The sequence below is a fragment of the Stenotrophomonas sp. GW821-FHT02D01 genome, from assembly GCF_059421765.1.
Map to the genome: position 1 here is coordinate 473762 of NZ_JBWKVP010000001.1, position 23009 is coordinate 496770.

Genomic DNA, 23009 nt, shown 5'->3' on the forward strand with positions numbered 1-23009 from the left:
CGTCCGTCACGGTGTGTCTGGATCAGCAGCAGCCGTGGTCGCCGTGGCGGGTGCCGCTGTCGGCAGCCACCGGCGAACCGCTGGTCTCGCCACGCAGGCTTGCCGCGTAGTGCTCGCTGATCACCTTGGACACGCACGAGGTGACCTTCTTGCCCATCGGAATGTGCAGGAACTCGTTCGGACCGTGGGCATTGGAGTGCGGGCCGAGCACGCCGGTGATCATGAACTGGGCGCCCGGGAACTTCTCGCCCAGCATGCCCATGAACGGGATCGAGCCGCCTTCGCCCATGTACATCGCCGGCTTGCCGAAGAAGGTCTGGCTGGCATCGTCGATGGCCTTGGTCAGCCACGGTGCCATCGCCGGCGCGTTCCAGCCGGTGGAGGCCTTTTCCAGGTCCAGGGTGACCTGCGCGCCGTTCGGCGGATCGCGCAGCAGCGCTTCCTTCAGCAGCTCGCCGCAGGTCTTGCCGTCGGCAGTCGGCGGCAGGCGCAGCGACAGCTTCACTGCGGTATGCGGGCGCAGCACATTGCCGGCTGATTCCAGCGGCGGCATGCCGCCGATGCCGGTCACCGACAGCGCCGGGCGCCAGGTGCGGTTGAGCACCAGCTCGGTCAGGTCGTCGTTCATCGGCTTGAGACCATCGACCAGCGGGAATTTCTCGAAGATGGCGGTGTCGACCACGTCGGCGGCACGCTTGGCCTGTTCCAGGCGCTCGGCCGGAATCTCCACGTTCATGCCCTCGATCAGGATGCGGCCGGTGTCCTGGTCCTCGATGCGCGACAGCAGCTGGCGCAGCAGGCGGAAGCTGGACGGCACCACGCCGGAGGCATCACCGGAGTGCACGCCTTCGTTGAGCACCTTCACCGAGAAGTTGCCGCCGGTCAGGCCGCGCAGCGAGGTGGTGCACCACAGCTGGTCGTAGTTGGCACAGCCCGAATCCAGGCAGACCACCAGCGACGGCTTGCCGATGCGGTCGGCCAGGTGGTCGACATAGGCCGGCAGGTCGTAGCTGCCCGACTCTTCACAGGCTTCGATCAGCACCACGCAGCGGGCGTGCGGCAAGCCCTGGGCCTGCAGCGCCAGCACGGCGGCCAGCGAGCCGAAGATGGCGTAACCGTCATCGGCACCGCCACGGCCGTACAGCTTGTCGCCGCGCAGGACCGGGGTCCACGGGCCCAGGTCGTCGTCCCAGCCGGTCATCTCCGGCTGCTTGTCCAGGTGCCCGTAGAGCAGGATGGTGTCGTCGCCGGTTTCGGCGCCGGTAGCCGGAATTTCCAGCAGAATCAGCGGGGTACGGCCTTCCAGGCGGACCACTTCGACGTTCAGGCCGGGCAGGTCCTGGGCCTTGGCCCAGCTTTCCATCAGGGTGACCGCCTGCTCCATGTAGCCGTTCTGCACCCAGTTGGCGTCGAACATCGGCGACTTGTTGGGAATGCGGATGTAGTCGACCAACTGCGGGACGATTTCGCTGTCCCACTTGTCATTGACGAATTGGCCGAGCTTGGCGCTGTCCATCTGAAACTCCGGTTGCATGGCTGATCTGCCCATTCTACGCCTCGGCCAAGGGTAGGGTTTTCCCTACATCACGTCGGGTATTTGGCTGGCTTTTAGAAATCCGTGAACCCGATACGCTGTGTGCATGTGGTGACGGACACTGTTTCGACCGACGGGATTGCCGGTCGGGACGGTCAGAACCACAAGGAGATACACGTCGTGCCTTGGTTTGTCGTGTTGAGGGCGCTGGTGCTGGGAATGTGGATCGCGGGAGCGCAAGCTGCCGAGCCGATCGACATCAACCGGGCCGATGCCCAGGCGCTGCAGCAGGGATTGACGATGGTCGGGGCCACCAAGGCTGCGGCGATCGTCGAGCACCGGCGCAGACACGGCCCGTTTCACCGCGTCGAGGACCTGACGCAGGTGAAGGGGATAGGGACATCGATCGTCGAACGGAATCGACGGCGGATCACCGTTGGCAACACGATGTTGCCCGCGGATCCGGTACCCGGATCGGTACCGGTGCGAACCGTACCCAGGCGCTGACAACAGGAATCGTCGGAATCTGCAGGATGCAGGTTCATTGGCTGCGGACAGGATGGCTGCAGCCGCCGACCGTCGCAGGGATGCGGCACCAATCACCAGGATGGTGGCATCACAGACCTGTGGAAGGGGCTGAGATACAAACAGGACAGACGCGGCCGCGTGCAGGATGCAACGCCGCCCCCGCTTCGCAGGATGCGAGGGGGTGGCAGCAGGCCGACAGGGACGTGACGATTGCCCGGTACGACACATGGCTGTGTCGCCGGGCAATTTCTTTTGGCGCGGCTGCGACGCGCCCATGGTGTACGGTGGGGCCTTCGCATGGAATGGAACCTGCTGGATGCACCTGCACCGTTTGACCTTGATGCTCGCCGTGGCCTTGGCACTGCCCTGCGCTGTACAGGCGGCCGCACCCTCCAAGCCCGTTGCGGCCACGACCTCCGAAGTACGCGGGCCGACCGACCTCAAGCCGGGCGAGTACCTGTGGCATCCGGAAGTCTCGCCGGCCGGTCCGATCGTGCTGGTGGTGAGCCTGGATGAGCAACGGGCTTACGTGTACCGCAATGGCATTGCCATCGGCCTGACCACGATCAGCTCGGGCAAGACCGGCCATGAAACGCCGACCGGTGTATTCACCATCCTGCAGAAGGACAAGGACCACCGCTCCAACCTCTACAACAGCGCACCCATGCCGTACATGCAGCGGCTGACCTGGGACGGCATCGCGCTTCACGGCGGCAGCCTGCCCGGGCACCCGGCCTCGCATGGCTGCGTGCGCCTGCCGCAGGCCTTCGCCCAGAAGCTGTTCAGCGAAACCAAGCGTGGCGATACGGTGGTCGTGGCCGATGCCAAGAGCGCGCCGATGACGCTGGCCTATCCGGCGGTACTGGCGCCGGTGAATGCACGCGGCCAAGCCCTGCCGGAAGGCGAGGGCGGAGCTCCCGACAAGGCCTGGTGGGATGATGCGGCGGCACCCAGTGGGCAGGTCGGCATCCTGGTCAGCCTGCACGACCAGCGCCTGTACGTGCTGCGCGATGGCGTGATGATCGGTGAGTCGCCGCTGAAGGCTGAAGCGCTGCCGGCATTCCAGGGCACCACGCTGTTCGTGATGGGCCAGGGCTACAGCGATACGCCCAGCCCGCTTGATGCGCAGCAGCGCCTGCACCAGTGGACGGCGTATCCGCTGCTGGGCCAGGACCGCGCCCAGGCCACGCCGGACCTGCTGGCCACGCCGTCGTTGCCGATGGCCCTGCCGGCTGATTTCGCCCGCCAGCTGTACCAGGTGCTGGTGCCGGGCACGACCCTGCTGGTGACGTCGCTGCCGGCGGTGCGCCCAAGCGCGGCTGAATCGGGAATGCAGCCGGTCTTGGAATCGGAGCCGCCAGCGTCCACCCTCAAGGGATCCTGAGACCTCCCTACGTGCCCATGTCTGCTTCCCGCCTGTGCCGGCTGGCCGCCCTTGGCCTGCTGGCAGCCACTGCCAGTGCCCCGGCCGGGGCACAGACGCCCATTGCCGCCATCAGCGCCGACGACCTCGCCGCGCAGCTGGCACGCACCGCCCCCAAGGCCGACCGTCGGGTTCTGCAGTTGGCTGCCCACGCCATGCGCTGCGCACTGCAGCGGCCGGAGCTGGGAGTCAGCAGTGAACGCCTGAGCGTGATCGATTACTCGCGGCCGTCCACCGAGCCGCGGATGTGGGTCTTCGATCTCGCCCGCCAGCGGCTGTTGTTCGAGGAGTGGGTGGCGCACGGCCGCAACAGCGGCGAGAACCGCACCGAACATTTCTCCAACCGCGATGGCAGCTTCATGTCCAGCATCGGTGCGTTCACCGCGCAGGAAACCTACATGGGCGGCAACGGCTATTCGCTGCGGCTGGCAGGGTTGGAGCCGGGGTTCAACGATCGTGCACGCGAGCGCGCCATCGTCATCCACGGTGCGCCGTATGTGAATCCGTCCACTGCGCAGTTGCAGGGGCGGTTGGGGCGCAGTCTGGGCTGCCCGGCGGTGCGGTTGTCGGTGGCCAAGCCGCTGATCGACGCGTTGCGAGGCGGCACGATGGTGTTTGCGTACTACCCCGACAAGGACTGGCTCAAGCACTCACAGCTGCTGGGCGGCGATTGCGGTACGGCTGCGGGTCTTGCAACGCGTTGATGCGTTGCGGCGCGCGGCATGATGCAATGCGCGCATGAACATCGACTCCCTGCTGCAGACCCCGAGCCAGGTGATTTCCAGCCTGGACTACCGCCGCGAACGCTGGCGCAACGGCCTCGGCTGGACCCGCGAGATCCTGCGGTTGCCAGCGCAGGGCGATGATTGGGCGTTGCGCCTGTCGGTGGCCGAGATCGAGCAGGACGCCGCGTTTTCCGCATTCCCGGGCGTCGAGCGCGAACTGGTGCTGCTGCAGGGCAATGGCGTGCGCCTGCGTTTCGAGGACGGCCGCGTAGCCGATGTGCTGCCACCGCATGGGCGCGTGCGTTTTGCCGGTGAGGCTGCGCTGCACGGCGAGCTGGTGGACGGCACCACCCACGATTTCAACCTGATGTGGAAGCGCGGACTGCTGCAGGCCGAGCTGCTGCATCGTCCACTGGTCGGGCCGATGTTCTTCTTCTGCGAGCCGGGCGTGGCCTGGGCCCTGCACCTGTTGGGCGGGCAGGCCATGTTCGGCGCGGACAGTGGATTGCCCGCGATGCAGGCCGGCGATACCGCGTGGTTGGCCGCCGGTGAGCGTCAGCGGCATGCATTGCAGGGCGGTGGCGAGTTGCTGGCGATACGGGTGAGCGCGGCGGGCGGCTGAGCCAGCGTCGGCGCCCGGAGGCAATCATCCACGCATGGCGTGGATCTACTGCAGCATGGTTGTCACCTTGGATCCGCGTAGATCCACGCCATGCGTGGATGCGGCAGCCGATGCCGCAGAAGGGTGCGAACAAGGGATCGCCGCCAGCCGTTCAGTAGATCCACGCCATGCGTGGATGTGGCAGCCGATATCGCAGCAGGGTGCCAACCGAGGTTCACACCCACAAGAGGCGGTTTGCCCCAAACGTTCGCTCAATACACGTCGCGCCGGTAACGACCGGCCAGCAGCAGCGCTTCCTTGCCGTCGGCACCGAGCACCTGCTCGATCACCGCATCCACTGCCGGGGCCATGCCCTGCAGGCTGCCGCAGACCAGGATCGTCGCGCCGTCATCGACCCACTGCCGCAGCGTGGATGCTTCGGCCAGCAGGCGATCCTGCACGTAGCGATGTGCGCCGCCATCACGGCTGAACACCGTATCCAGGCGGGTCAGCGTGCCGATGCCGAGCATCGCCTGCAGTTCATCGCAGAAGTGGAAATCATGCGCGGCCGAGCGTTCGCCGAACAACAGCCAGGTGCGGGCACCGCCAATGCGTGCGCGTTCGTGCAGGTGCGCGCGCAGGCCGGCGATACCGGTGCCGTTGCCGATCAGCAGCAATGGAACGTCGGCGGCGACGCCATGGAAATTCTCGTTGCGGCGCAGTCGCACCTGCAGCGGTTCGCCGATGACGGCGTGGTCGCACAACCAGCCACTGCCGATGCCCGGCGTGCCATCGGCACGCAGCTGCCGGCGCAGCAGCAGTTCCACCGCGCCGTCGTCCATCACCGAGGCGATGGAGTATTCGCGATGTGGCAGGGGCTGCAGTGCCGCCAACAGCCCAGGCAGATCGCCTGCTGCAACCAATGACGGCAGGTGCGAGCGCGCAACGCGGGCGAGCAGCGTAGTGCCGTCGTCCAACACGGTGTCCGCATCGAAGCCCTGCGTCTGCAGCCAGTCGCGCGTGCTCTGTTCGGCATGCTGCGGACCGACCTCGGCGATGTCACCGGCCTGCCACTGTGCGCCGCTGCCGGTCGGGGGCTGCAGGCGCAGCCAATAGACCGCACCACCGGCGCTGCCGGGATTGAGGTGGGTGCGCTGCAGCAGCGTCCACGGCTGGTACTCGGCCGGTGTCCAATCGGGAAGTTCGCTCGCGTCGCCGCCGAGCTGGCCAAGCAGTTGCTGCCAGTGGCGCAGGGCAGCTGGATCGGCGTTGTCGACTTCAATGGCATCGAACAGCGGATGTGCTCCGTGCTGGCGCAGCCAGTCGTGCAGGTGGTGGCCGAACGCGCAGAAATGCCCGTAGCTGCGATCACCGAGTGCGAGCACGCCGTACTGCACGTGGTGCAGCGGCGGCGGCGTGCCCATCACCTTGCGCAGGAAGGGCAGGGCATGGTCGGGTGCATCGCCTTCGCCGGTGGTGCTGACGATGAACAGTGCACGCGCGCTGCCCGCCAGCAGGGTGGCATCGACTTCGTGCAGACCGCGCAGGCGCACCGACATGCCGGCCGAGCGCAGAGCCTGCGCACTGCGCTCGGCCAGTTCGCGGGCGAAGCCGGTCTGGCTGGACCAGACCAGCAGCATCGGTGGGTTGCCGCCTTCGGGCGTATCGTCGCGCGGACGGCTGCGCCACCACAGCACGCCACACGCCAGCAGATACAGCGCAGTGGCGGCCAGCGCGATGCCCCACTGCCGGGCCGGCGGTGCACCCTGCCACCACGCTTCGCCCAGGTGCAGACGCAGCAGTGCCCCGCCGATCACGGCCAGCAGGGCCAGTACCATGACGTTGCCAACGGTCGCGCGCGGGAAACGCATGCTCATGCAGCCTGCTCATCCAGCAGCTGCTGGAAGGCGCTGCTGAGGGTCTCGCGTGGACCGGTTGCGGTGCGTTCCAGATAGCGCGCGGCCAACCCCTCGCGCTCTGCCAGCGCGATGCCTGCATCGCGGCCGAGTACGGTCAGTGCGGTGGCCCAGGCGTCAGCGTGCATCGCGTCGCTGGCGACCACGGTGACGGCGGCTGCGACCTGCCGTACCGGCGTGCCGCTGCGCGGGTCGAGGCTGTGGCTGTAGGCCACGTCATCGTCGTGATAGTGGTGCCAGCGATCGCCGGAGGTGGCCACCGCCTTTCCGTCCAGCGCCAGGACACGCGGTGGCGTATCGGTGTGGGCATCTTCCTCCGGCGCCGACTCCACCAGCACGCGCCACGGCTGGCCGTCGGGCTTGCGGCCGTAACCGGCCAGTTCCCCACCGACTTCAATCAGTGCGGCATCGACACCCTGGCCGCGCAGCCAAGCGGCGACGTGGTCGACGCCGAAGCCCTTGGCAATCGCCGAAAGATCCAGCTCCAGGCCACCGGGCTGCAGCAGCGCATCCTCCTGCCAGTGCAGGCGCTGCCAGCCGCAGCGCGCACGCGTTGCCTGCAACGTGGCGGCATCGGGTGCGCGCCGTGCGCCGGCATGGGCGCCGAAGCCCCACAGCGCCACCAGCGGGCCGACGGTGGGGTCGAACGCACCGCCGCTGGCTGCAGCGATGGCCTGCGCGCAGGCCAACACATGGCGTGTTTCGATGGGAAGCACGAGGTACTGACCTGCGTCGGCACGGTTGTAGCGGCTCAGGTCGGAACCCGCTTCCCAGGTGCTCATCTGCGCGACCACTTCATCCAGACGTGCCTGGATGCCAGCATGCAGTGGATGCAGGTCGCGCTGGCGCGGTGCGACCAGTGACACGCTCCAGGTGGTGCCCATGGTGGTGCCGCCCAGCCGGGCGATGTCGAGTGCGGTAGAGGTCATGGGCATGCGTGGCAGGCTGCGATACCAGGGCGCGCCGGGTATCGCAGCGCTGTCTTTACTGCGGCAGCACTTCCAGCGTGGCGACGTAGCTGAGGCGGCGCTTGGCGGCCTGCTTGACCGAGGTCTTCTTGTCCTCGGTGCCGGTTTCCAGCCAGTACATGCCGGCTTCCGGCCAGGTCACCTTGATCTCGCCCTTGGCGTCGCTGGTCAGCTTCTGCTCGTCCTGCGCGTTGCGGTAGCGGGTGCCGCCGCGCACGATCTCGAACTCCAGGCCTGCGGTCGGCTTGCCGTCGACCAGTACGCGGAAGGTGGCTTCCTCGCCGGCGAACAGGTCGTTCGGGTGACCGACGGCCACCAGTTCGATGCCGCGGTTGGTCGGCTTCAGCGCGGTGTCGTTCGGCGCTCCGTTGGTGACGAAGGTCTCCACGCGGCCGACCGACTGGCTCACTTCCAGCTTCTTCGCATCCTTGGGCAGTTCGCCGAAGGTGGCGGCGGTACCGCGCCAGCGCTTGCGCTCGCCGTTCAGTTCATAGGTGGCCGACAGGCCGTCGTTGACCGAGGCGATGCGGTAGGTGCCCTGCTGCTTCAGCTCGACGTCGAACACGCTGCGGTACTTGCCGGTGGCCGCGTTCTGCGCCTGCACGGTGCTGCCGTCCGGGGCGGTGATCACCACCGATTCCAGGCGCAGCGGCACGTGGTTGAAATAGAACAGGTCGTTGGAGACCGCACCGTCGACGGTGATCCACGGCGCGTTGCCGGCGATCACGGTCTGCGAGGGCAGCAGCCAGGCCTTGTGGGCCAGGGCAGAGAAGGGAAGGGCAGCGGCCAGAGCGGCGGCGAGGACGAGCGTGCGCTTCATGCGGAAGACTCCAGGATGATTGATGGGGTCAGAGCCCTTCCTGCGGAAGTGATCCGACCCCTGGGGTGCTGCGATGGGGTCGGATCCCTTTCCAGCGGAAAGGGCTCTGACCCCGGCTCAGGCAATTACGGTTTGACGGCGAGGGTGACCTGGCCCAGTTCGGTGGCGCCCTGCGCGCGGCCGTTCTGTGCGGCGGTGGCCGGCCAGGTGAAGGGAATCTTCAGCAGTTCACGGCCGCCGACTTCGCGCACCGCTTCCACCACCAGGGTGTAGTTGCCCGGGGCCAGCTGCTTCAGTGCGGGCTGCTTGTCGTTGAACGACAGCGCGTGCTTGCCGGCCGGGCGGGTCGGGCCGGTCACGCCGTCCACCGGCACCTGCAGGGTGCGGCCGCTCTTGCGCCACCACTGGCGCAGGTCGGGCAGCCACTTGGTGCCATGGCCTTCGCTGTTGCTGGTCTGCTGGTACCAGACCGACAGGTTGGCGGCGACCTTCTGGTCGGCGCCTTCCAGCCACACTGCCACATACGGGCGGTGGTACTCGGCCACGTTGAGCTTGGGCACTTCGACGATGATGTCGAGGGTGGTGGCGTAAGCCGGCGAGGTGGCCAGCAGGCCGCTGAGGGCGATGGTCAGGGTGACGCGCATGGGGCGGCTCCGGAAGAACGGATGGAAGTCACGGTGGAAGTCAGTGGATCAGCAGCAGGGCGATCAGCAGCGGGATCATCAGGCCCAGGCCGACCAGTGGCCAGGTCATGCGTCGCTGCCGCGCATGCAGGTGCAGCAGGAACAGGCCGGTGATGCAGAACACCAGGCAGGCCACGGCGAACACGTCCAGGAACCAGCCCCATGCGGGGCCGGCATTGCGGCCCTTGTGCAGGTCGTTGAGATAGGACACCGCGCCGCGCGAGGTGGATTCGTACTCCACCGCGCCGGTTTCGCGGTCGATGCTCAGCCAGGCGTCGCCGCCGGGGCGTGGCAGTGACAGATAGATTTCCTCGGCCGACCATTCGGCGGGTCGACCGCCGATGGAGATGCCCAGCTGATCGTCGAGCCATTGCCGGGCCGGGCGTGGCAGTGGTGCATTGCCGTCCTCGCGGGAGCCCAGACCGCCGAGCAGTTCCGCCGGCAGTTCCAGGTGCTGGTTCTGCACCTGTGGCTTGGCCTCGATCTTCGCGGCATGGTTCAGCGTCAGGCCGGTCACCGCGAACAGCAGCATGCCGATCAGGCAGACCGCAGAGCTGATCCAGTGCCACTGGTGCAGGGTACGCAGCCAGAAGCCGCGGCTCTGCTGCTGCTGCACGGTGGAAGATGCGGGACGGCTCACGGCACGGTTCGGGACGGATGAATACTGGCCATTACATCATTGATGAGAATTGCTCGCAATTAGATGTCGTTGTGTATCTCTGAAGGGGTAGTGCCGGCCGCTGGCCGGCAATCCCATGACACCTGAAAACATCGCGCGGTTGCCGGCCAGCGGCCGGCACTACCACTACCACTACCACTACCACTACCGCTGACCGGTAGATCCACGCCATGCGTGGATGGAGCGGTGCCGACCAAGGTCGGCACCCACCAGAGCGACGATCAGAACTTCGCGTTGAGCGAGATCCAGTAGCTGCGTCGCTGGTCCTTGGTGGCGTAGTCGTCCACGCAGTTGTATTCGCTGGGGCTGGTCAGCAGGCACGACTGCGAGACGAAGTTCTTGTCGAACAGGTTGTTGACCCGCGCGTTGACCGTCAGCCACTGCGTGGCCTTCCAGCTGCCACCGAGGTGGAAGAGGGTGTAGTCCTCGTAGTAACGGGTGTGACTGGCACCGGCGGCATCGAGAATCGTGTCGCGGTAGCGGTCATAGCGGCCTTCGCCGATCAACGACAGGCTGATGGCATCGTTGAGCTGCCAGTTCAGGCTGGCGTTGGCCATGTGCTTGGCCGGCATGGTGCCGGTGATCGGCAGGCCCTTGCCGGAACCGGCGGTCTGCTCGCTCTTGGTCCAGGTGTAGTTGCCGCGCAGCTGCAGGGTGTCCAGCAGGTCGACGTGGCCGGCCAGTTCTGCGCCACGTGTCTCGGCCTTGTCGATGTTCACGCTCTGGGTGAAGGTGCTGTAGCCCAGCGACGCCCAGCCCGGCCCGATGTCCACGCAGTAGCCACTGCCGACCGGCGCGACTTCACAGTTGGGGAATGTGCCGCCGCTGGCGATCTTGTCTTCGAACTTGTTGATGAAACCGGTGACGTTGAAGCCCCAGCGCTGGCCTTCGTAATAGGCGGCCAGCTCGTAGTTGGTGCTGGTTTCCGGCTTCAGGTTCGGCGAGCCCACCAGCGGCAGCACGCCCTGGCCACCAAAGCCGGTGATGCCCGGGAACAACTGGTCCGGACGCGGGGTCTTGTAACCGGTGCTGACGCCACCCTTGAAGGTCCAGGCATCGGTGGCATTCCAGACCAGGTAGCCGCGCGGGCTGAGGTGGCTGCCGAAGATGTTGTGGTCGTCGTAGCGCAGGCCGAAGGTGGCAGTCAGTGTGTCGGTCAGCGACCAGTTGTCCTCGGCGAACAGTGCCCACATGCGGTGCTTCTGTTTGGTGTTGCTGCGGTAGCCGGCGCCGTCCATGCCGAACACGCCGTCGATCATGTCGGTGTCGTTGTACTGGCCGCCCACGGTCAGCTTGTGCGCACCGAAGTCGAGGTCGAGCATCGTGTCCAGCACGTAGCCTTCCAGTTCCATGGTGCGCAGCGGCCGCGGCAGGAACGCCTGCAGGCGTGCCTGTTCGCTGGCGTTGAGTGCGGCCAGGCCGTTGTTGCGGCCGGCGGCACAGTTGTTGGCGGCACCGGTGCGGCGGCAGACGTCGTTCCACAGGGTCTGCAGGCCGGCACGCTCGTCCAGCGTCAGCGGCAGCGAGCGGCCCAGGTTGTTGCTCTTGCTGTGGGTCAGCGAGGTCTGCCAGGTGCCGAAGCTGTAGCGACCTTGATGGGTCAGCGAGAGCTGGTCGCGCTCATAGCGCTGGTAGGCGGTGTAGCCCACGCGCGGCTGCACCACGCGGCGGGTGACGGTGCCGCTGCCATTCGGGTTGGGAATCACCGCATTGCCGACGCGCCACAGGCTGGCCAGGCTGTCGAGCGTGCCGGTCTGGCCTTCGCTGTTGTCGTACTTCTGCCGCGAGACGTCGTAGTCCAGCCACAGTTCGTGGTCGTCGTTGACGTGGAAGTTCAGGCGCACGCCGGTGTTCCAGTTGGTGTTGGCCACCGACTTGCCGCCGCCACCGAAACCGATGCTGCGCTCCCACAGGGTGCCATCGGGCAGGGTCAGCGCATCCCATTCGGGATTGGACGCCTTGGCGTCGTAGTAGCTGCCGCGCACGGCCAGGCCGAGGCGATCCTTGATCAGCGGGCCGCTCAGGTAAAGGTCGGTGCTGCGCGCATCGCCGAACTGGTCGTCCTGCTGCACGGTGAAGCCCTGGGTGACCGCTCCGTGCCAGCTGTCCTGGTTGCGGCGGGTGATGATGTTGATGACGCCGCCCATTGCATCCGAGCCGTACAGCGTGGACATCGGGCCACGCACCACTTCGATGCGCTCGATCGCATCCAGCGGCGGCAGGTAGGCGAACTGGCCACCACCGAAGTTGTTCGGGTACAGCTGGCCGGCGTTGCTCTGGCGGCGACCATCGATCAGCACCAGGGTGTACTCGGACGGCAGGCCGCGCATGGAGATGGTGGCGCGGCCGTTCTTGTCGGTGGCTTCCAGGCCGACGTCGATGCCCTCGACGTCGCGCAGGGCGTCGACCAGGCTGGTATAGGGGCGCTTGCTCAGCTCTTCGCGGCTGACCACGCTGATGCTGGCCGGTGCATCGACCACCTTCTGCTCGAAACCGGAGGCGGTCACCACCACCTTGTCCAGCGTCTGCGGCGCGCCGCTGGCGGCACCATTGGCGTAGGCGGGCGCCGCGACCGCAGCCAGCACAGCGCTGGTCAACAGGTGGCGGGACAGGGACGAACGGACACGATGGCGCTGGGCCATGGCAGATACCTCGAAAGATGTAAGCAGCGCGATGCCGGGTGCGGAGCGCACACGGCAGGGCAGGGATGGCCCGATCAGGGGCGGCAGGGGCGAAGCAGGCAGCGGCGAGCCGGTGCAACCGCGCAGGCGGTCATGGCGTGCCGTGGATCAGGCGAGCGGCGGCGCCTGGCCGCGCTGCTGGCGGCGCCCGGGCGCATCGGCCCAGGGCATGTCCGGTACGGCCAGCGGCCAGTGCGGACGCGCGCCGGATGGAATCGACGCGGAGGGAACGAGATCAAGTTCGGTGCGCAGCCAGTGGCTGGCCAGCAGCAGCGGCGGGATCGGCTTGTCCGTGGACTTGGCCGGTGCCGAGGCGCAGCGCCGCAGTTTGGCCGGCGCTTCTTCCTGCAAAGGGCCTTCGCCGCCGCGCTCTTCCAGCGGCTGCTGCAGCGCCTGCGCCTGCGGCGCGGCAGCGTGGGCGACCGGCAGCAGCGGCAGGGTGCCCAGCAACAGGGTCAGCATCGCCACCCACGCCAGCAGGCTGGCCAGCGCAGGCCGACGGCCGCGCATGGCGGTGCCGAGCTGTACAAGCCGAAGCGGGCGAGGGCGGAGCGGGCGACGCAAGCGGAGATCCCTGGCTGGCCGGAACATCCGGCGTCAACGGGGCGTGATTGTAATGAGACCCGTTAGCCGTTGCAAATGAGAATGATTGCCAAACTGCCGCAGGGGTGGCCTGATCGGTTCAGACCTCGCTCCAGCGCCGCAGCAGGTTGTGGTACACCCCGGTCAGCTGCAGCACCGCGTCGGCATCGCCATCGGTCTGCCGCAGGCGCTCGATGGAGGTATCCATCTCCCACAGCAGACGACGCTGCACATCGTCGCGGATCATGCTCTGCACCCAGAAGAACGATGCCACGCGCGCACCGCGGGTGACCGGATTGACCTTGTGCAGGCTGCTGGAGGGATACACGATCAGATCGCCGGCCGGCAATTTCACTTCGTGCTCGCCGTAGGTATCACTGATGATCAGCTCGCCGCCGTCGTACTCGTCCGGGTCGGACAGGAACAGCGTGCAGGAGATGTCCGAGCGCAGCTGCTCGCCGTTGGCCAGGTTCATCACCGCGCCATCGACGTGGAAGCCGTAGGTGCCGCCGCCGCTGTAGCGGTTGAAGCGCGGTGGCAGGTACTTCAAGGGCAGCGCGGCGCTGAAGAACAGCGGATGCCGTGCCAGGGCCACCAGAATGGTTTCGCCCAGTTCGCGGCGCAGCGGCGAAGCTTCAGGCAGCTGCTGGTTGTGCTTGGCCTGCGCGCCGAGGTGGCCGACGGTCTCGCGGCCGTCGGTCCAGTCGGCTGCGTCGAGCCTGCGGCGGATGTCAGCCACCTGTCCGGCGCTGAGGATGTCGGGGATGTGCAGCAGCATGCGGAAGTCCTCAGCAAGCAGACGGTGCGATCAGCGCGCGCACCTGCGGGTGGGGTGAGGCGGCCAGCTCGGGCACGATATGTGCCATGAACGCGGGACTGCCGTGCTGCAGCGCCAACTGCAGCCAGTGCACGGCCTGTTCGATCTCACCGGCCTGCAGAAGGATGGAGGCGTAGTTGGCCTGGCCGCGGAAATCGCCGGCCTCGGCCGCGCGCCGATACCAGCCCAGTGCAGCCTGCGGATCGCGACCGGTGTCCAATCCATCTTCCAGATGCCGGGCCAGCAGGTTCATCGATTTGGCGTGGCCCAGATGGGCCGCGCGGGTGTACAGCGCCAGTGCCTGTGCACGGTCCTGTGGTACGCCGCGGCCGGTGGCCAGCAGGTTGGCCAGGTTGTACAGGCCCCAGTCCAGACCGGTGTCGGCGGCGCGCCGGTACCAGACCGCTGCAAGCGAAGGATTGGCGGTGGTGCCCTGGCCCAGCTCATGGCAGCGGCCAAGCATGTTCATCGCCATCGGTGCGCCGTTGTTGGCTGCGGTCTCGTACCAGAGCAGGGCCGCAGCAGCGTCCTGGGGCGTGCCTTTGCCTTCCATGTGCATCTGCGCCAGCAGCAGCTGTGCCTCGATTTGCCCGGCCTGCGCCGCATCGCGCACGCGCATGAAGGCAGCCTGCGGGTCGTGCAGCAGCAGGTCGGTCAGGGCGTCGGAATCAAAGGGGATGTTGGAAGCCATGCGCGGAGTATCGCCGGAAACAAAAACGGCGGCAGGAGATCCTGCCGCCGCGTGGGTGCTGCGGGTTACATCAGAACTTCACGTTCAGTGCCAGGGTGGCCGAACGACCCGGGGCGATGCTCGCGTAGTGCGACGCGTAGGCCTTGGTGAAGTAGGTTTTGTCGGTCAGGTTCTGCACGTTCAACTGCAGGCTGATGTTGTCCTGGATCGCGTAGCTGGCCATCGCATCGAAGCGGGTGTAGCTGGGGATCCACTTGGTGTTGGCCACATCACCATACTGCTTGTCGGAGTAGTTGGCGCCGGCGCCGACGGTCAGGCCGAACGGGAAGCGGTAGGTGGTCCACAGGGTGGCGCTGTGCTTGGCGGTGTTCGGGAACACGTTGCCGTTGTACGGCGAGGGCACGTAGATGTTGGACGGGCAGGTACGGCCGGACACGGCGCAGACGAAGCCATTGTCCTTCAGTTCCGAATCCAGGTAGGTGTAGCCGCCGTACAGGCTCCAGGCGTCGGTCAGCTGGCCGGTGAAGCCCAGTTCCACGCCGTTGATTTCCTTCTTGCCGGCGTTCTGGCTGGTGCCGTTGTCGACGGTCACGCGCGCGTTGTCCATCACGGTGTGGAAGATCGCCGCGGTCAGGTTCAGGCGGTTGTCGAACAGGTCCCACTTGGTACCCAGTTCGAGGTTCTTGGTGTCCTGCGGCTTGAGGTCGGCCACGGCCGCGCTGAGACCATCGGAACCATCGCCACCGTCCATGCCCGGCGGGGTGGAGGAGGTGCCGTAGGACAGGTAGATGCTGCCGTTGGCAGCCGGCTTGAAGACAATGCCGGCCTGGTAGTTCAGGAAGTCATTGTCATTGCGCACGCGGGTCGGCGCGGCGTTGGCCACCGGGGTGGTCAGGGTGGTGGAGAAGTCGTCGTAACGCAGGCCGACGTTGATCATCCACTGCGCGTTCAGTTCGATGGTGTCGAACAGGTAAGCGGACTTGGTCTTGGTGCGCTGCTCGACGTCCAGCGCCTTGTCGCTGCGGTACACCGCATGGGTGGCCGCCCACGGATCGTTCGGGTTCGGGTTGTCGAAGCTGGTGCAGTTGTAGCCGGTGGCCGCGCCGGTGGTGGGGCACTTGCTGCTGTTGGTCAGCGGATTGTTGGTGCCCGGGGTCACCAGATAGCTGCCACGGGTCATCTTCTCGTCGCTGTACTCCGCGCCGGCGCTGTAGCTGTGCTTCAGTGCACCGGTCTGGAAGCTGCCGGTCAGGCTCAGCTGGTCGGCGAAGCTCTTGACGTCGACGGCGCGGCTGTTGGTACGGCGCCACAAGGTGCCGTAGTTGTTCGGGTTGCCCTGGCTGTCGTCCGGCTGGGTCCACAGGTAATCGTTGCTGGTGTTGCCCAGGCGCGCGATGTTGCGCAGCTTGTGGCTGCCGAAGTCGTAGCTGCCGTCCAGCGTGCTGATGTCGGCGCGGGTGCGCTGGAAATCGCGGTCCACCAGGCCGTAGTAATTGTTGCGGTCGGGCACCATCGGGCGGCCGTCCACCCACTTCGACACCGGCGCGCCGTTCGGATTGCCATACGGGAAGCCGCCAGCGTCGGGCAGGTCGTCGCTCTGCATGTGGTAGTGGCTGGCGATCAGCTGCGCCGGGCCGTTCAGGCCGAACGCGATCGACGGCGCGATGCCCCAGCGGCTGACGTTGGCCGCGTCACGACCGGCAATGTCCGACTCGTGCTTCATCAGGTTCAGGCGTGCGGCGATGCCATCGCCCAGCACGTAGTTGGCATCCACGGTGCCGCGTGCGTAGCTGTCGGTACCGATGCCCATGCTGGCAGTGGTCTCGTTCTTCAGCTTCGGGGTCTTGCTGACCAGGTTGAGGCTGCCACCACCGGAGTCGCGACCGCCGTAGGCCGAGCTCGGGCCCTTGACCACTTCCACCTGCTCCAGGTCGAACACTTCGCGGGTCTGCGAACCGACGTCGCGCAGGCCATCGACGAACATGTTGCTCTGCGAGTCGAAGCCGCGGATGAAGGGGCGGTCACCGGTCGGGTTGCCGCCTTCGCCGGCGCCGAAGGTGATGCCCGGCACCATGCGCAGCGCATCCTGCAGGTTGGTCGCGCCGGTTTCGGCGATCAGCTTCTCCGAGACGATCGAGACCGACTTCGGGGTGTCCAGCAGCGCGGCGGTGAACTTCGGCGAGGACGGGTTGAACCAGCTGCCGCGCACCTGGACCTTGTCCAGCTCGGTGGCCTTGCTGGCGCCGGCGTCGTCGGCGGCCTGCGCGGCCAGCGGCGCGAAGCCGGCGGCGAGGGTGGCGGTGGCCAGTACGGAAACGCGAGGTGCGTACTTGCGGGTCTTGATGTGGGTCATGGGTAGGTCGACGGTTGCTTGGATGGGGAATGAGCGAGGGCGGGCCAGCGCGACTCAATGGCGGGATGGCGGCGAGGTTCGGGGAGTGCCAGGCCGTGCCTGGCGGCAGTTCAGATGAGGCGAGGCGCACGGCAATGGCCGCAGGGCGCCTCAGATGGCGTGCGGTGCCGGAGGTGCGTGGCCGGGATTCAGACGCAGCGAGGGATCGTGCCGCTGCCAGCGCAGGGCATCGGAGTGCCACGGCGGGATGTGGGCCACCAGCGCAGCGCGCGGCGGCGCAGCGCCGGTACAGGGCGTGCCGCTCTCACCGTCCAGCGGAGGTTCCGGGGCCGGCGCAGCGTGATGGGGACATTCGTCGCTGGAAGGAGCCGGCAGCGGAGCGGCCTGGTCCATGTTGTCCAGATGCGCCTGCCAGCCGGCGTTGGCGGCGTGGCCGCCACGCCCTTCGTGCAACGCCGACCAGCCCAGCAGCAGCGTCAGCAGCGCGGCCACAAGCAGCGGCCACCCCTGACGGGCGAGCTGGCACAGCGTGGCAGTGGGCGCGGACGAAGCCATGGCGCAGGCGGAGGCGTTACGAAGATGTTACGTAGGATAACATCAACGATAATGATTCGCATGTACGGGCATGGGAGGCCACCCGGAACGGACCCGAAAGGCCCTGGCAGGGCCCTCAGGCTGTTCCAGTAGATCCACCCCGTGGGTGGGTGCCCTGGACTTCAATCGCGGTCGTCGCGGGTCCAGATGGCGTCGTGTTCGCGCTTCACCGGAAACTTCGGCACCGCGGTATAGGCCGGCGCACACAGGGCGCGGCCATCACGCACGTCGAAGCGCGCGCCATGCAGCACGCACTCAACGCTGGCCTCGGCGGTGTTGAACTCGCCCGAGGACAGCTCGAACTCCTCATGCGTGCACTGGTCTTCCAACGCGTAGAGCTCGCCGTCGAGGTTGAACACCACGATCGGTGTGCCGGTCACTTCGTCGAAGACGCTCTTCAATTCGCCCGGCAGCAGTTCGGCGCCGGCGCAGACAAAGGTCCAGGCCTCGCTCACGCGGTGGCTCCGGCCAGCGGCTTTTCCAGGATCTCGAAGCGCAGGTCGTCGCGCTTGGGGATGCCGAAACGTTCGTCGCCATACGGGAACGGCTTCTTGATGCCGGTGCGCTGGTAACCGCGGCGCTCATAGAAGGCGATCAGTTCGTCGCGGATGTCGATCACGGTCATCTGCATCACCGGCACGTTCCATTCGCGTGCGGCGTGGGCTTCGGCCGCGTCCATCAACTGCTTGCCGACACCGCCGCCCTGCTGGGCCGGGTCGACCGAGAACATGCCGAAGTAGCCCTTGCCGTCGACGTCGGCGACATGGGCGCAGGCTACGAGCTGGCCGTCGCGTTCGGCCAGCAGGATGGTCGAGCGCGGGCGGTCCAGGTCGCCCTGGATGCCTTCGGCATCGACGCGGGCGCCGTCCAGCAGGTCGGCTTCGGTGGTCCAGCCGACGCGGCTGGCGTCGCCGCGGTAGGCCGAGGTGACCAGGGTGATCAGGGCGGGGATGTCGGCCGACGTGGCGGCGCGGAAGGTCAGAGTGCTCATGGGGGCATTCTAGGTGGGGCGGGGGCGGGCGCAAAATGGGTCGAGGCGATGGGCCAGGGTCAGATCCCTTTCGCGCCGCGAAAGGGCTCTGACCCCATCCCTGAATCCCACCCCTGCGAAAACGACGGCACTATGGGAACAAGGATCCAGGGAGGATCCAGAGGGCCGTGACCATGCGATTCGACGCTGTTGTCTCCGTTCGCTTCCTGCAGAGCGCCGAAGGTGGGAGGCGCACTGACATCGTGGGACAGGTATACGCCTGCCCGTTGTTCGTGGCGGGCCGAGTATTTGACTGCCGCGTGCTGTTGCAGGAAGGACGGGCCGTCCTTGGGGAGAGCTACGAACTTCCCGTTGCGTTCCTGTTCCCGGAGGACGCGCTCGCCGTGGCCAACGTGGGAGAGGACGTCTCGCTGTGGGAGGGAAGGACGATTGCGCGCGGCCGGATTCTGCGTGTCGCCGGGAGGCGATTGCAGGAGTGAGCCGGTGATGGGGCCACATGCCTTCTGCAATCTTCCGCGCGCGAGGCAGCGTGGGGAAACGAGCGAGGCTACGGCTGAATCGCGAACGCCGTAGAGGTTGAGGTTGCGCATGGACTATGCTCCCGCGGTGCACAGATCCGCACGGAAGCGATGAGGCGTTACCCGCATGATGCGTACCAGGGATGGCAAAGCGACCACCTACCCGATGCTGCGCCTGAGCGTGCTTGCGCTAGCCGTTCTTGCGGTGTCGGCGTGCTCAGGGTTGACCGACACTGTCGTGGTCGTCAGGAACGTGGGCTCCCAGCGCATCGACGCGGTGCAGATCGACGCTGGCGGTCGAGTGGCTGAGCTCGGGGCGATCGATGCAAATGCACAGGTTTCGATGACGCCGGTGGTCCAGCAGGACTCGTCCGTATCCGTGCGCTATCGGGAAGCAGGCCTCGACGTCGCGTGCCTGGGTGATGTGTACCTGACGCAGAATCTGCGGGCACGCATCGAGGTGCAGGTGGGCGATGGCACGTGCAAGGTCGTGGATGCCACCCGCTAGCTGGGTGGACGGGGTCAGAGCCCTTTTCGCGGTGCGAATGGGATCTGACCCCGGATTGCCGCTCTGCCGGTGTGCGGGCTCACCCCAGCAACTTCCGCACCTTCGTCAACGCAGTCATGAACCGCTCGATCTCTTCATGCGTGTTGTAGAACGCCAGCGACGCACGGCAGGTTGCCGCCACGCCGTAGTACTGCAGCAGCGGATGCGCGCAGTGCTGGCCCGAGCGCACGGCCACACCTTCCAGATCCAGCAGGGTAGCCAGATCGTGCGCATGCGCGCCGTCGATAAGGAATGACACCACCGCAGCCTTCTCCGGTGCCTCGCCGATGATGCGCAGGCCGTCAACCCGGCGCAGCTCTTCGGTGAAGTGCGCCAGCAGCTCGGCTTCGCGCGCTTCCACGTGGTCCAGGCCGACGTTCTGCAGATAGTCCGCCGCCACGCCGAGGCCGATGAAACCGGCGATGTTGGGGGTGCCGGCTTCGAACTTGTGCGGGGCGTCGTTGAACACGGTGCCGTCGAAGCTGACTTCCTTGATCATCTCGCCGCCGCCCAGGAACGGCGGCATCGCGTCCAGGTGCTCGCGACGCGCCCACAGCGCACCGGTGCCGGTCGGGCCGCACATCTTGTGGCCGGTGATGGCGTAGAAGTCGCAGCCGATCGCAGTGACGTCGACCTTGCGGTGGGGGGCGGCCTGCGAGCCGTCGACCACGGTGACGATGCCGCGCTTGCGGGCTTCACGGCAGATCTCGCGCACCGGGTTGATGGTGCCGAGCACGTTGGAGACATGGGCCACGGCCAGCAGCTTGACCTCGGGGGTCATCGCCGCGCGCAGCGCGTCCAGGTCCAGCGCGCCGTCGGGGGTGATCTCGGCCACGCGGATGGTCGCGCCGGTGCGCTGGGCGACCAGCTGCCACGGCACGATGTTGGCGTGGTGTTCCATGCGCGACACCAGGATCACGTCGCCGGCCTTCAGCCGGGGCAGGGCCCAGGAGTAGGCAACCAGATTGATCGCGAAGGTGGTGCCGCTGCACAGCACCAGGTCGTTGCTGCGCACGTTGAGGAAACGGGCCAGCTTGTTGCGTGCGCCTTCGTAGGCGTCGGTGGCCTCGGTACCCAGCGCATGCACGGCACGGCTGACGTTGGCGTTGTAGCGACGGTAGAACTCGTCCACCGCGCCGATCACCTGCACCGGCTTCTGGCCGGTGTTGGCGTTGTCGAAATAGACCAGCGGCTTGCCGTGCACTTCGCGCATCAGCAGCGGGAAGTCCAGGCGCACGCGCGCCCAGTCGGGGGCGTCGGCGGGTGCTTCGATCGGTCGCGGGGTGGACAGGTTCATGCCACGCCCGCCTCGGCCAGCGCCTTGTCCAGCCGGCGTGCCAGCTGTTCGCGCAGCGCTTCGGGCAGCACCCTCAGCGGCTCGTGGCAGAACGCGGCGCTCAGCAGCGCCTGCGCCTGGGCCTGCGGCAGGCCGCGCGAGCGCAGGTAGAACAGCGCGTTGGCGTCGAGCTGGCCGACGGTGGCACCGTGTGCGGCCTTCACTTCGTCGGCGTCGATCACCAGCGTCGGCTGGGTATCGATCTCGGCGTCGGCCGACAGCAGCAGGTTCTTGTTGGACAGGTTGGCGTCGGTGCCATCGGCACCGGCACGGATCTGGATGCCGCCATGGAACACCACGCGGCTGCGGTTGGCCGCCACGCCACGCCACTGCAGCTCGGCGCTGGTGTCGCGGGCGATGTGGTCGATGCCCAGGCGGGTATCGACGTGGCGGCGACCGTTGCCGAGCAGCACGCCATTGGCGGTCAGCTGGGCGTTGTCGCCTTCCAGGCGCACGTTCAGCTCATGGCGGCTGAGCGCGGCACCCAGCTCCAGGTCCACGCGGTGGTACTGCGCGTCCTTGGCCAGCACCGCGTCGGTACGCAGGAAGCTGGTCTGGCGCGCGCTGCCGGCCTGCACGCGGGCGTGCTTGAGCACCGCATCGCGGGCGACGTGGGCGTGCAGCACCGTGTTGTCCAGATGCGCCGAATCACCGACGCTGAAGCGGTGCTCGACCACGCCCAGGCTGGCGCCGGCACGCAGTTCGATCAGGTGGCGGTGGTGCCAGGCCAGGTCGGTGTCGCCGGCCACGCTGGCGAATACCAGCTGCAGCGGCACCTCGACCTGCACGCCGTCGTCCACGCGCAGCACCACGCCTTCATCGGCGAGGGCGGCGTTGAGGCGGGCGAACACATCGTCGCTGCGATCGTAGCGGCGGCCGAGGAAGCGCACGGCGTCCTCGCCAGCGGCCAGTGCGGAGGACAACGTCTCCAGCTGCACGCCGGCCGGCAGGCCCTGCACGTCGCTCAGCGCGTCGTTGAGGCGGCCATTGACGAACACCAGGCGCGGTGCCGGGATGTCCTCCAGCGCGGCGGCATCCAGCAGCGCCGGGGCCAGCGGAGCAGCCGCGAAGCTGCGACGCTCCAGCTGGCGCAGCGAGGTGTACTTCCAGGTTTCGCTGCGTGCGCCGGGCAGGCCGTCGCGCAGCACGCTGTCGAGCACTTCGCGGCGCGCATCGCTGCCGCAGAAGGCCTGGGCCATGGAATCGAGCAGGGCGCTCATCAGACCGCCGCCTCGGGCACGACCCGGTCCTTCAGGAAGTCATAGCCGTGCGCTTCCAGTTCCAGCGCCAGTTCCGGGCCGCCGCTCTTGACGATGCGGCCATCGGCCAGCACGTGCACGACGTCCGGCTTGATGTAGTCCAGCAGGCGCTGGTAGTGGGTGATGACCAGGAACGAGCGGTCGGCGCTGCGCAGCGCGTTGACGCCGTCGGCCACGCTCTTCAGTGCATCGATGTCCAGGCCCGAATCGGTTTCGTCCAGGATCGCCAGCTTCGGCTCGAGCACGGCCAGCTGGAAGATCTCGTTGCGCTTCTTCTCGCCACCGGAGAAGCCTTCGTTGACGCCACGGTGCAGCAGTTCGTCCTTCAGGTGCAGCACGGCCAGCTTCTGCCGCACCAGCTTGAGGAACTGCATGGAATCCAGTTCTTCCTCGCCGCGCGCCTTGCGCTGTGCATTCAGCGCGGCGCGCAGGAAGTAGGTGTTGTTCACGCCGGGGATTTCCACCGGGTACTGGAATGCCAGGAACAGGCCGGCAGCGGCGCGCGCTTCCGGGTCCTGGTCGAGCAGGTCGACGCCTTCGAACTGCACGCTGCCTTCGCTGACCTCATAGCCGTCGCGGCCAGCCAGGACATTGCCCAGGGTGGACTTGCCGGCGCCGTTGGGGCCCATGATGGCGTGCACCTGGCCGGGCTTCACTTCCAGGGACAGGCCCTTGAGGATTTCCTTGTCGCCGATGCGGGCGTGGAGGTTTTCGATCTTCAGCATGATGGGGGTTTCCGTGGTGCGGGCCGGGGCCCGCCGGT

At 67.1% G+C, this 23009-nt stretch carries 23 protein-coding genes; 6 read left to right on the forward strand and 17 right to left on the reverse strand.

Annotated elements, in window-relative coordinates; genetic code table 11:
* Positions 1-22 precede the first annotated feature (22 nt).
* Positions 23-1516, reverse strand: coding sequence for a M20 family metallopeptidase (locus AC07UW_RS02240; protein WP_495211314.1), 1494 nt, complete (start codon positions 1514-1516; stop codon positions 23-25).
* A gap of 102 nt (positions 1517-1618) precedes the next feature.
* Between AC07UW_RS02240 and AC07UW_RS02245 the strand changes: the two genes are divergently transcribed.
* The 4 genes from AC07UW_RS02245 to AC07UW_RS02260 all read left to right on the forward strand — a co-directional run bounded on the left by AC07UW_RS02245 (position 1619) and on the right by AC07UW_RS02260 (position 4832).
* Positions 1619-2041, forward strand: coding sequence for a ComEA family DNA-binding protein (locus AC07UW_RS02245; protein ID WP_223494427.1), 423 nt, complete (start codon positions 1619-1621; stop codon positions 2039-2041).
* A gap of 337 nt (positions 2042-2378) precedes the next feature.
* On the forward strand, positions 2379-3446 hold the full coding sequence (locus tag AC07UW_RS02250) for a L,D-transpeptidase (RefSeq protein ID WP_495211315.1): 1068 nt from the start codon (positions 2379-2381) through the stop codon (positions 3444-3446).
* Between the two features lie 17 nt (positions 3447-3463).
* Positions 3464-4189 (forward strand): murein L,D-transpeptidase catalytic domain family protein, encoded by a 726-nt coding sequence (locus tag AC07UW_RS02255; protein WP_223494428.1) that lies wholly within the window; start codon positions 3464-3466, stop codon positions 4187-4189.
* 34 nt (positions 4190-4223) lie between these two features.
* Positions 4224-4832 (forward strand): HutD/Ves family protein, encoded by a 609-nt coding sequence (locus AC07UW_RS02260; RefSeq protein ID WP_313250220.1) that lies wholly within the window; start codon positions 4224-4226, stop codon positions 4830-4832.
* Between the two features lie 251 nt (positions 4833-5083).
* On the opposite strand, the gene AC07UW_RS02265 is transcribed toward AC07UW_RS02260, so the two are convergent.
* From AC07UW_RS02265 to AC07UW_RS02325, 13 genes are all read right to left on the reverse strand, one after another.
* On the reverse strand, positions 5084-6688 hold the full coding sequence (locus AC07UW_RS02265; protein WP_495211316.1) for a sulfite reductase subunit alpha: 1605 nt from the start codon (positions 6686-6688) through the stop codon (positions 5084-5086).
* Entirely contained in the window at positions 6685-7656 is a 972-nt protein-coding gene (locus tag AC07UW_RS02270) for an FAD:protein FMN transferase (RefSeq protein ID WP_495211317.1), read from the reverse strand. Before AC07UW_RS02270 ends, AC07UW_RS02265 begins: the two co-directional genes overlap by 4 nt.
* Positions 7657-7711: 55 nt before the next feature.
* Entirely contained in the window at positions 7712-8515 is an 804-nt protein-coding gene (locus AC07UW_RS02275) for a DUF4198 domain-containing protein (protein WP_025873992.1), read from the reverse strand.
* A gap of 125 nt (positions 8516-8640) precedes the next feature.
* Positions 8641-9159, reverse strand: coding sequence for a DUF2271 domain-containing protein (locus AC07UW_RS02280; RefSeq protein ID WP_495211318.1), 519 nt, complete (start codon positions 9157-9159; stop codon positions 8641-8643).
* 40 nt (positions 9160-9199) lie between these two features.
* On the reverse strand, positions 9200-9838 hold the full coding sequence (locus AC07UW_RS02285) for a PepSY-associated TM helix domain-containing protein (protein WP_032975837.1): 639 nt from the start codon (positions 9836-9838) through the stop codon (positions 9200-9202).
* Between the two features lie 260 nt (positions 9839-10098).
* Positions 10099-12519, reverse strand: a complete 2421-nt coding sequence (locus AC07UW_RS02290) for a TonB-dependent receptor domain-containing protein (RefSeq protein ID WP_495211319.1) — start codon at positions 12517-12519, stop codon at positions 10099-10101.
* Between the two features lie 147 nt (positions 12520-12666).
* Entirely contained in the window at positions 12667-13068 is a 402-nt protein-coding gene (locus AC07UW_RS02295; protein WP_495211320.1) for a hypothetical protein, read from the reverse strand.
* A gap of 172 nt (positions 13069-13240) precedes the next feature.
* On the reverse strand, positions 13241-13918 hold the full coding sequence (locus tag AC07UW_RS02300) for a Fe2+-dependent dioxygenase (protein ID WP_100551754.1): 678 nt from the start codon (positions 13916-13918) through the stop codon (positions 13241-13243).
* Between the two features lie 10 nt (positions 13919-13928).
* Positions 13929-14648, reverse strand: coding sequence for a tetratricopeptide repeat protein (locus tag AC07UW_RS02305; RefSeq protein ID WP_495211321.1), 720 nt, complete (start codon positions 14646-14648; stop codon positions 13929-13931).
* Between the two features lie 70 nt (positions 14649-14718).
* Complete coding sequence (locus AC07UW_RS02310; RefSeq protein WP_336025650.1) at positions 14719-17001, reverse strand: TonB-dependent receptor; 2283 nt, start codon at positions 16999-17001, stop codon at positions 14719-14721.
* 150 nt (positions 17002-17151) lie between these two features.
* On the reverse strand, positions 17152-17556 hold the full coding sequence (locus AC07UW_RS02315; protein WP_495211322.1) for a hypothetical protein: 405 nt from the start codon (positions 17554-17556) through the stop codon (positions 17152-17154).
* A 161-nt stretch (positions 17557-17717) separates the two neighbouring features.
* Positions 17718-18050 carry a non-heme iron oxygenase ferredoxin subunit gene (locus tag AC07UW_RS02320; protein WP_495211323.1) on the reverse strand — a complete coding sequence of 111 codons (333 nt, stop codon included), beginning with the start codon at positions 18048-18050 and terminating at the stop codon, positions 17718-17720.
* Positions 18047-18586, reverse strand: coding sequence for a GNAT family N-acetyltransferase (locus AC07UW_RS02325; RefSeq protein ID WP_032975848.1), 540 nt, complete (start codon positions 18584-18586; stop codon positions 18047-18049). The genes AC07UW_RS02320 and AC07UW_RS02325 overlap by 4 nt, the downstream gene beginning before the upstream one ends.
* A 173-nt stretch (positions 18587-18759) precedes the next feature.
* On the opposite strand from AC07UW_RS02325, the gene AC07UW_RS02330 reads away from it, so the two are divergent.
* The gene (locus AC07UW_RS02330) at positions 18760-19065 is read left to right on the forward strand and encodes a hypothetical protein (RefSeq protein ID WP_032975849.1); all 306 of its coding nucleotides are present in this window, start codon (positions 18760-18762) and stop codon (positions 19063-19065) included.
* 166 nt (positions 19066-19231) lie between these two features.
* Positions 19232-19612: a hypothetical protein gene (locus tag AC07UW_RS02335; RefSeq protein WP_336025656.1), complete on the forward strand. Its 381-nt coding sequence runs from the start codon at positions 19232-19234 to the stop codon at positions 19610-19612.
* 79 nt (positions 19613-19691) lie between these two features.
* On the opposite strand, the gene AC07UW_RS02340 is transcribed toward AC07UW_RS02335, so the two are convergent.
* From AC07UW_RS02340 to sufC, 3 genes are read right to left on the reverse strand one after another with little or no spacing between them, the layout of a single operon-like run.
* The gene (locus AC07UW_RS02340) at positions 19692-20948 is read right to left on the reverse strand and encodes a cysteine desulfurase (RefSeq protein ID WP_100435925.1); all 1257 of its coding nucleotides are present in this window, start codon (positions 20946-20948) and stop codon (positions 19692-19694) included.
* Positions 20945-22207 (reverse strand): Fe-S cluster assembly protein SufD, encoded by a 1263-nt coding sequence (sufD, locus tag AC07UW_RS02345; protein ID WP_025873981.1) that lies wholly within the window; start codon positions 22205-22207, stop codon positions 20945-20947. The genes AC07UW_RS02340 and sufD overlap by 4 nt, the downstream gene beginning before the upstream one ends.
* Complete coding sequence (sufC, locus tag AC07UW_RS02350) at positions 22207-22971, reverse strand: Fe-S cluster assembly ATPase SufC (RefSeq protein ID WP_025873980.1); 765 nt, start codon at positions 22969-22971, stop codon at positions 22207-22209. Before sufC ends, sufD begins: the two co-directional genes overlap by 1 nt.
* Positions 22972-23009: the final 38 nt, after the last annotated feature.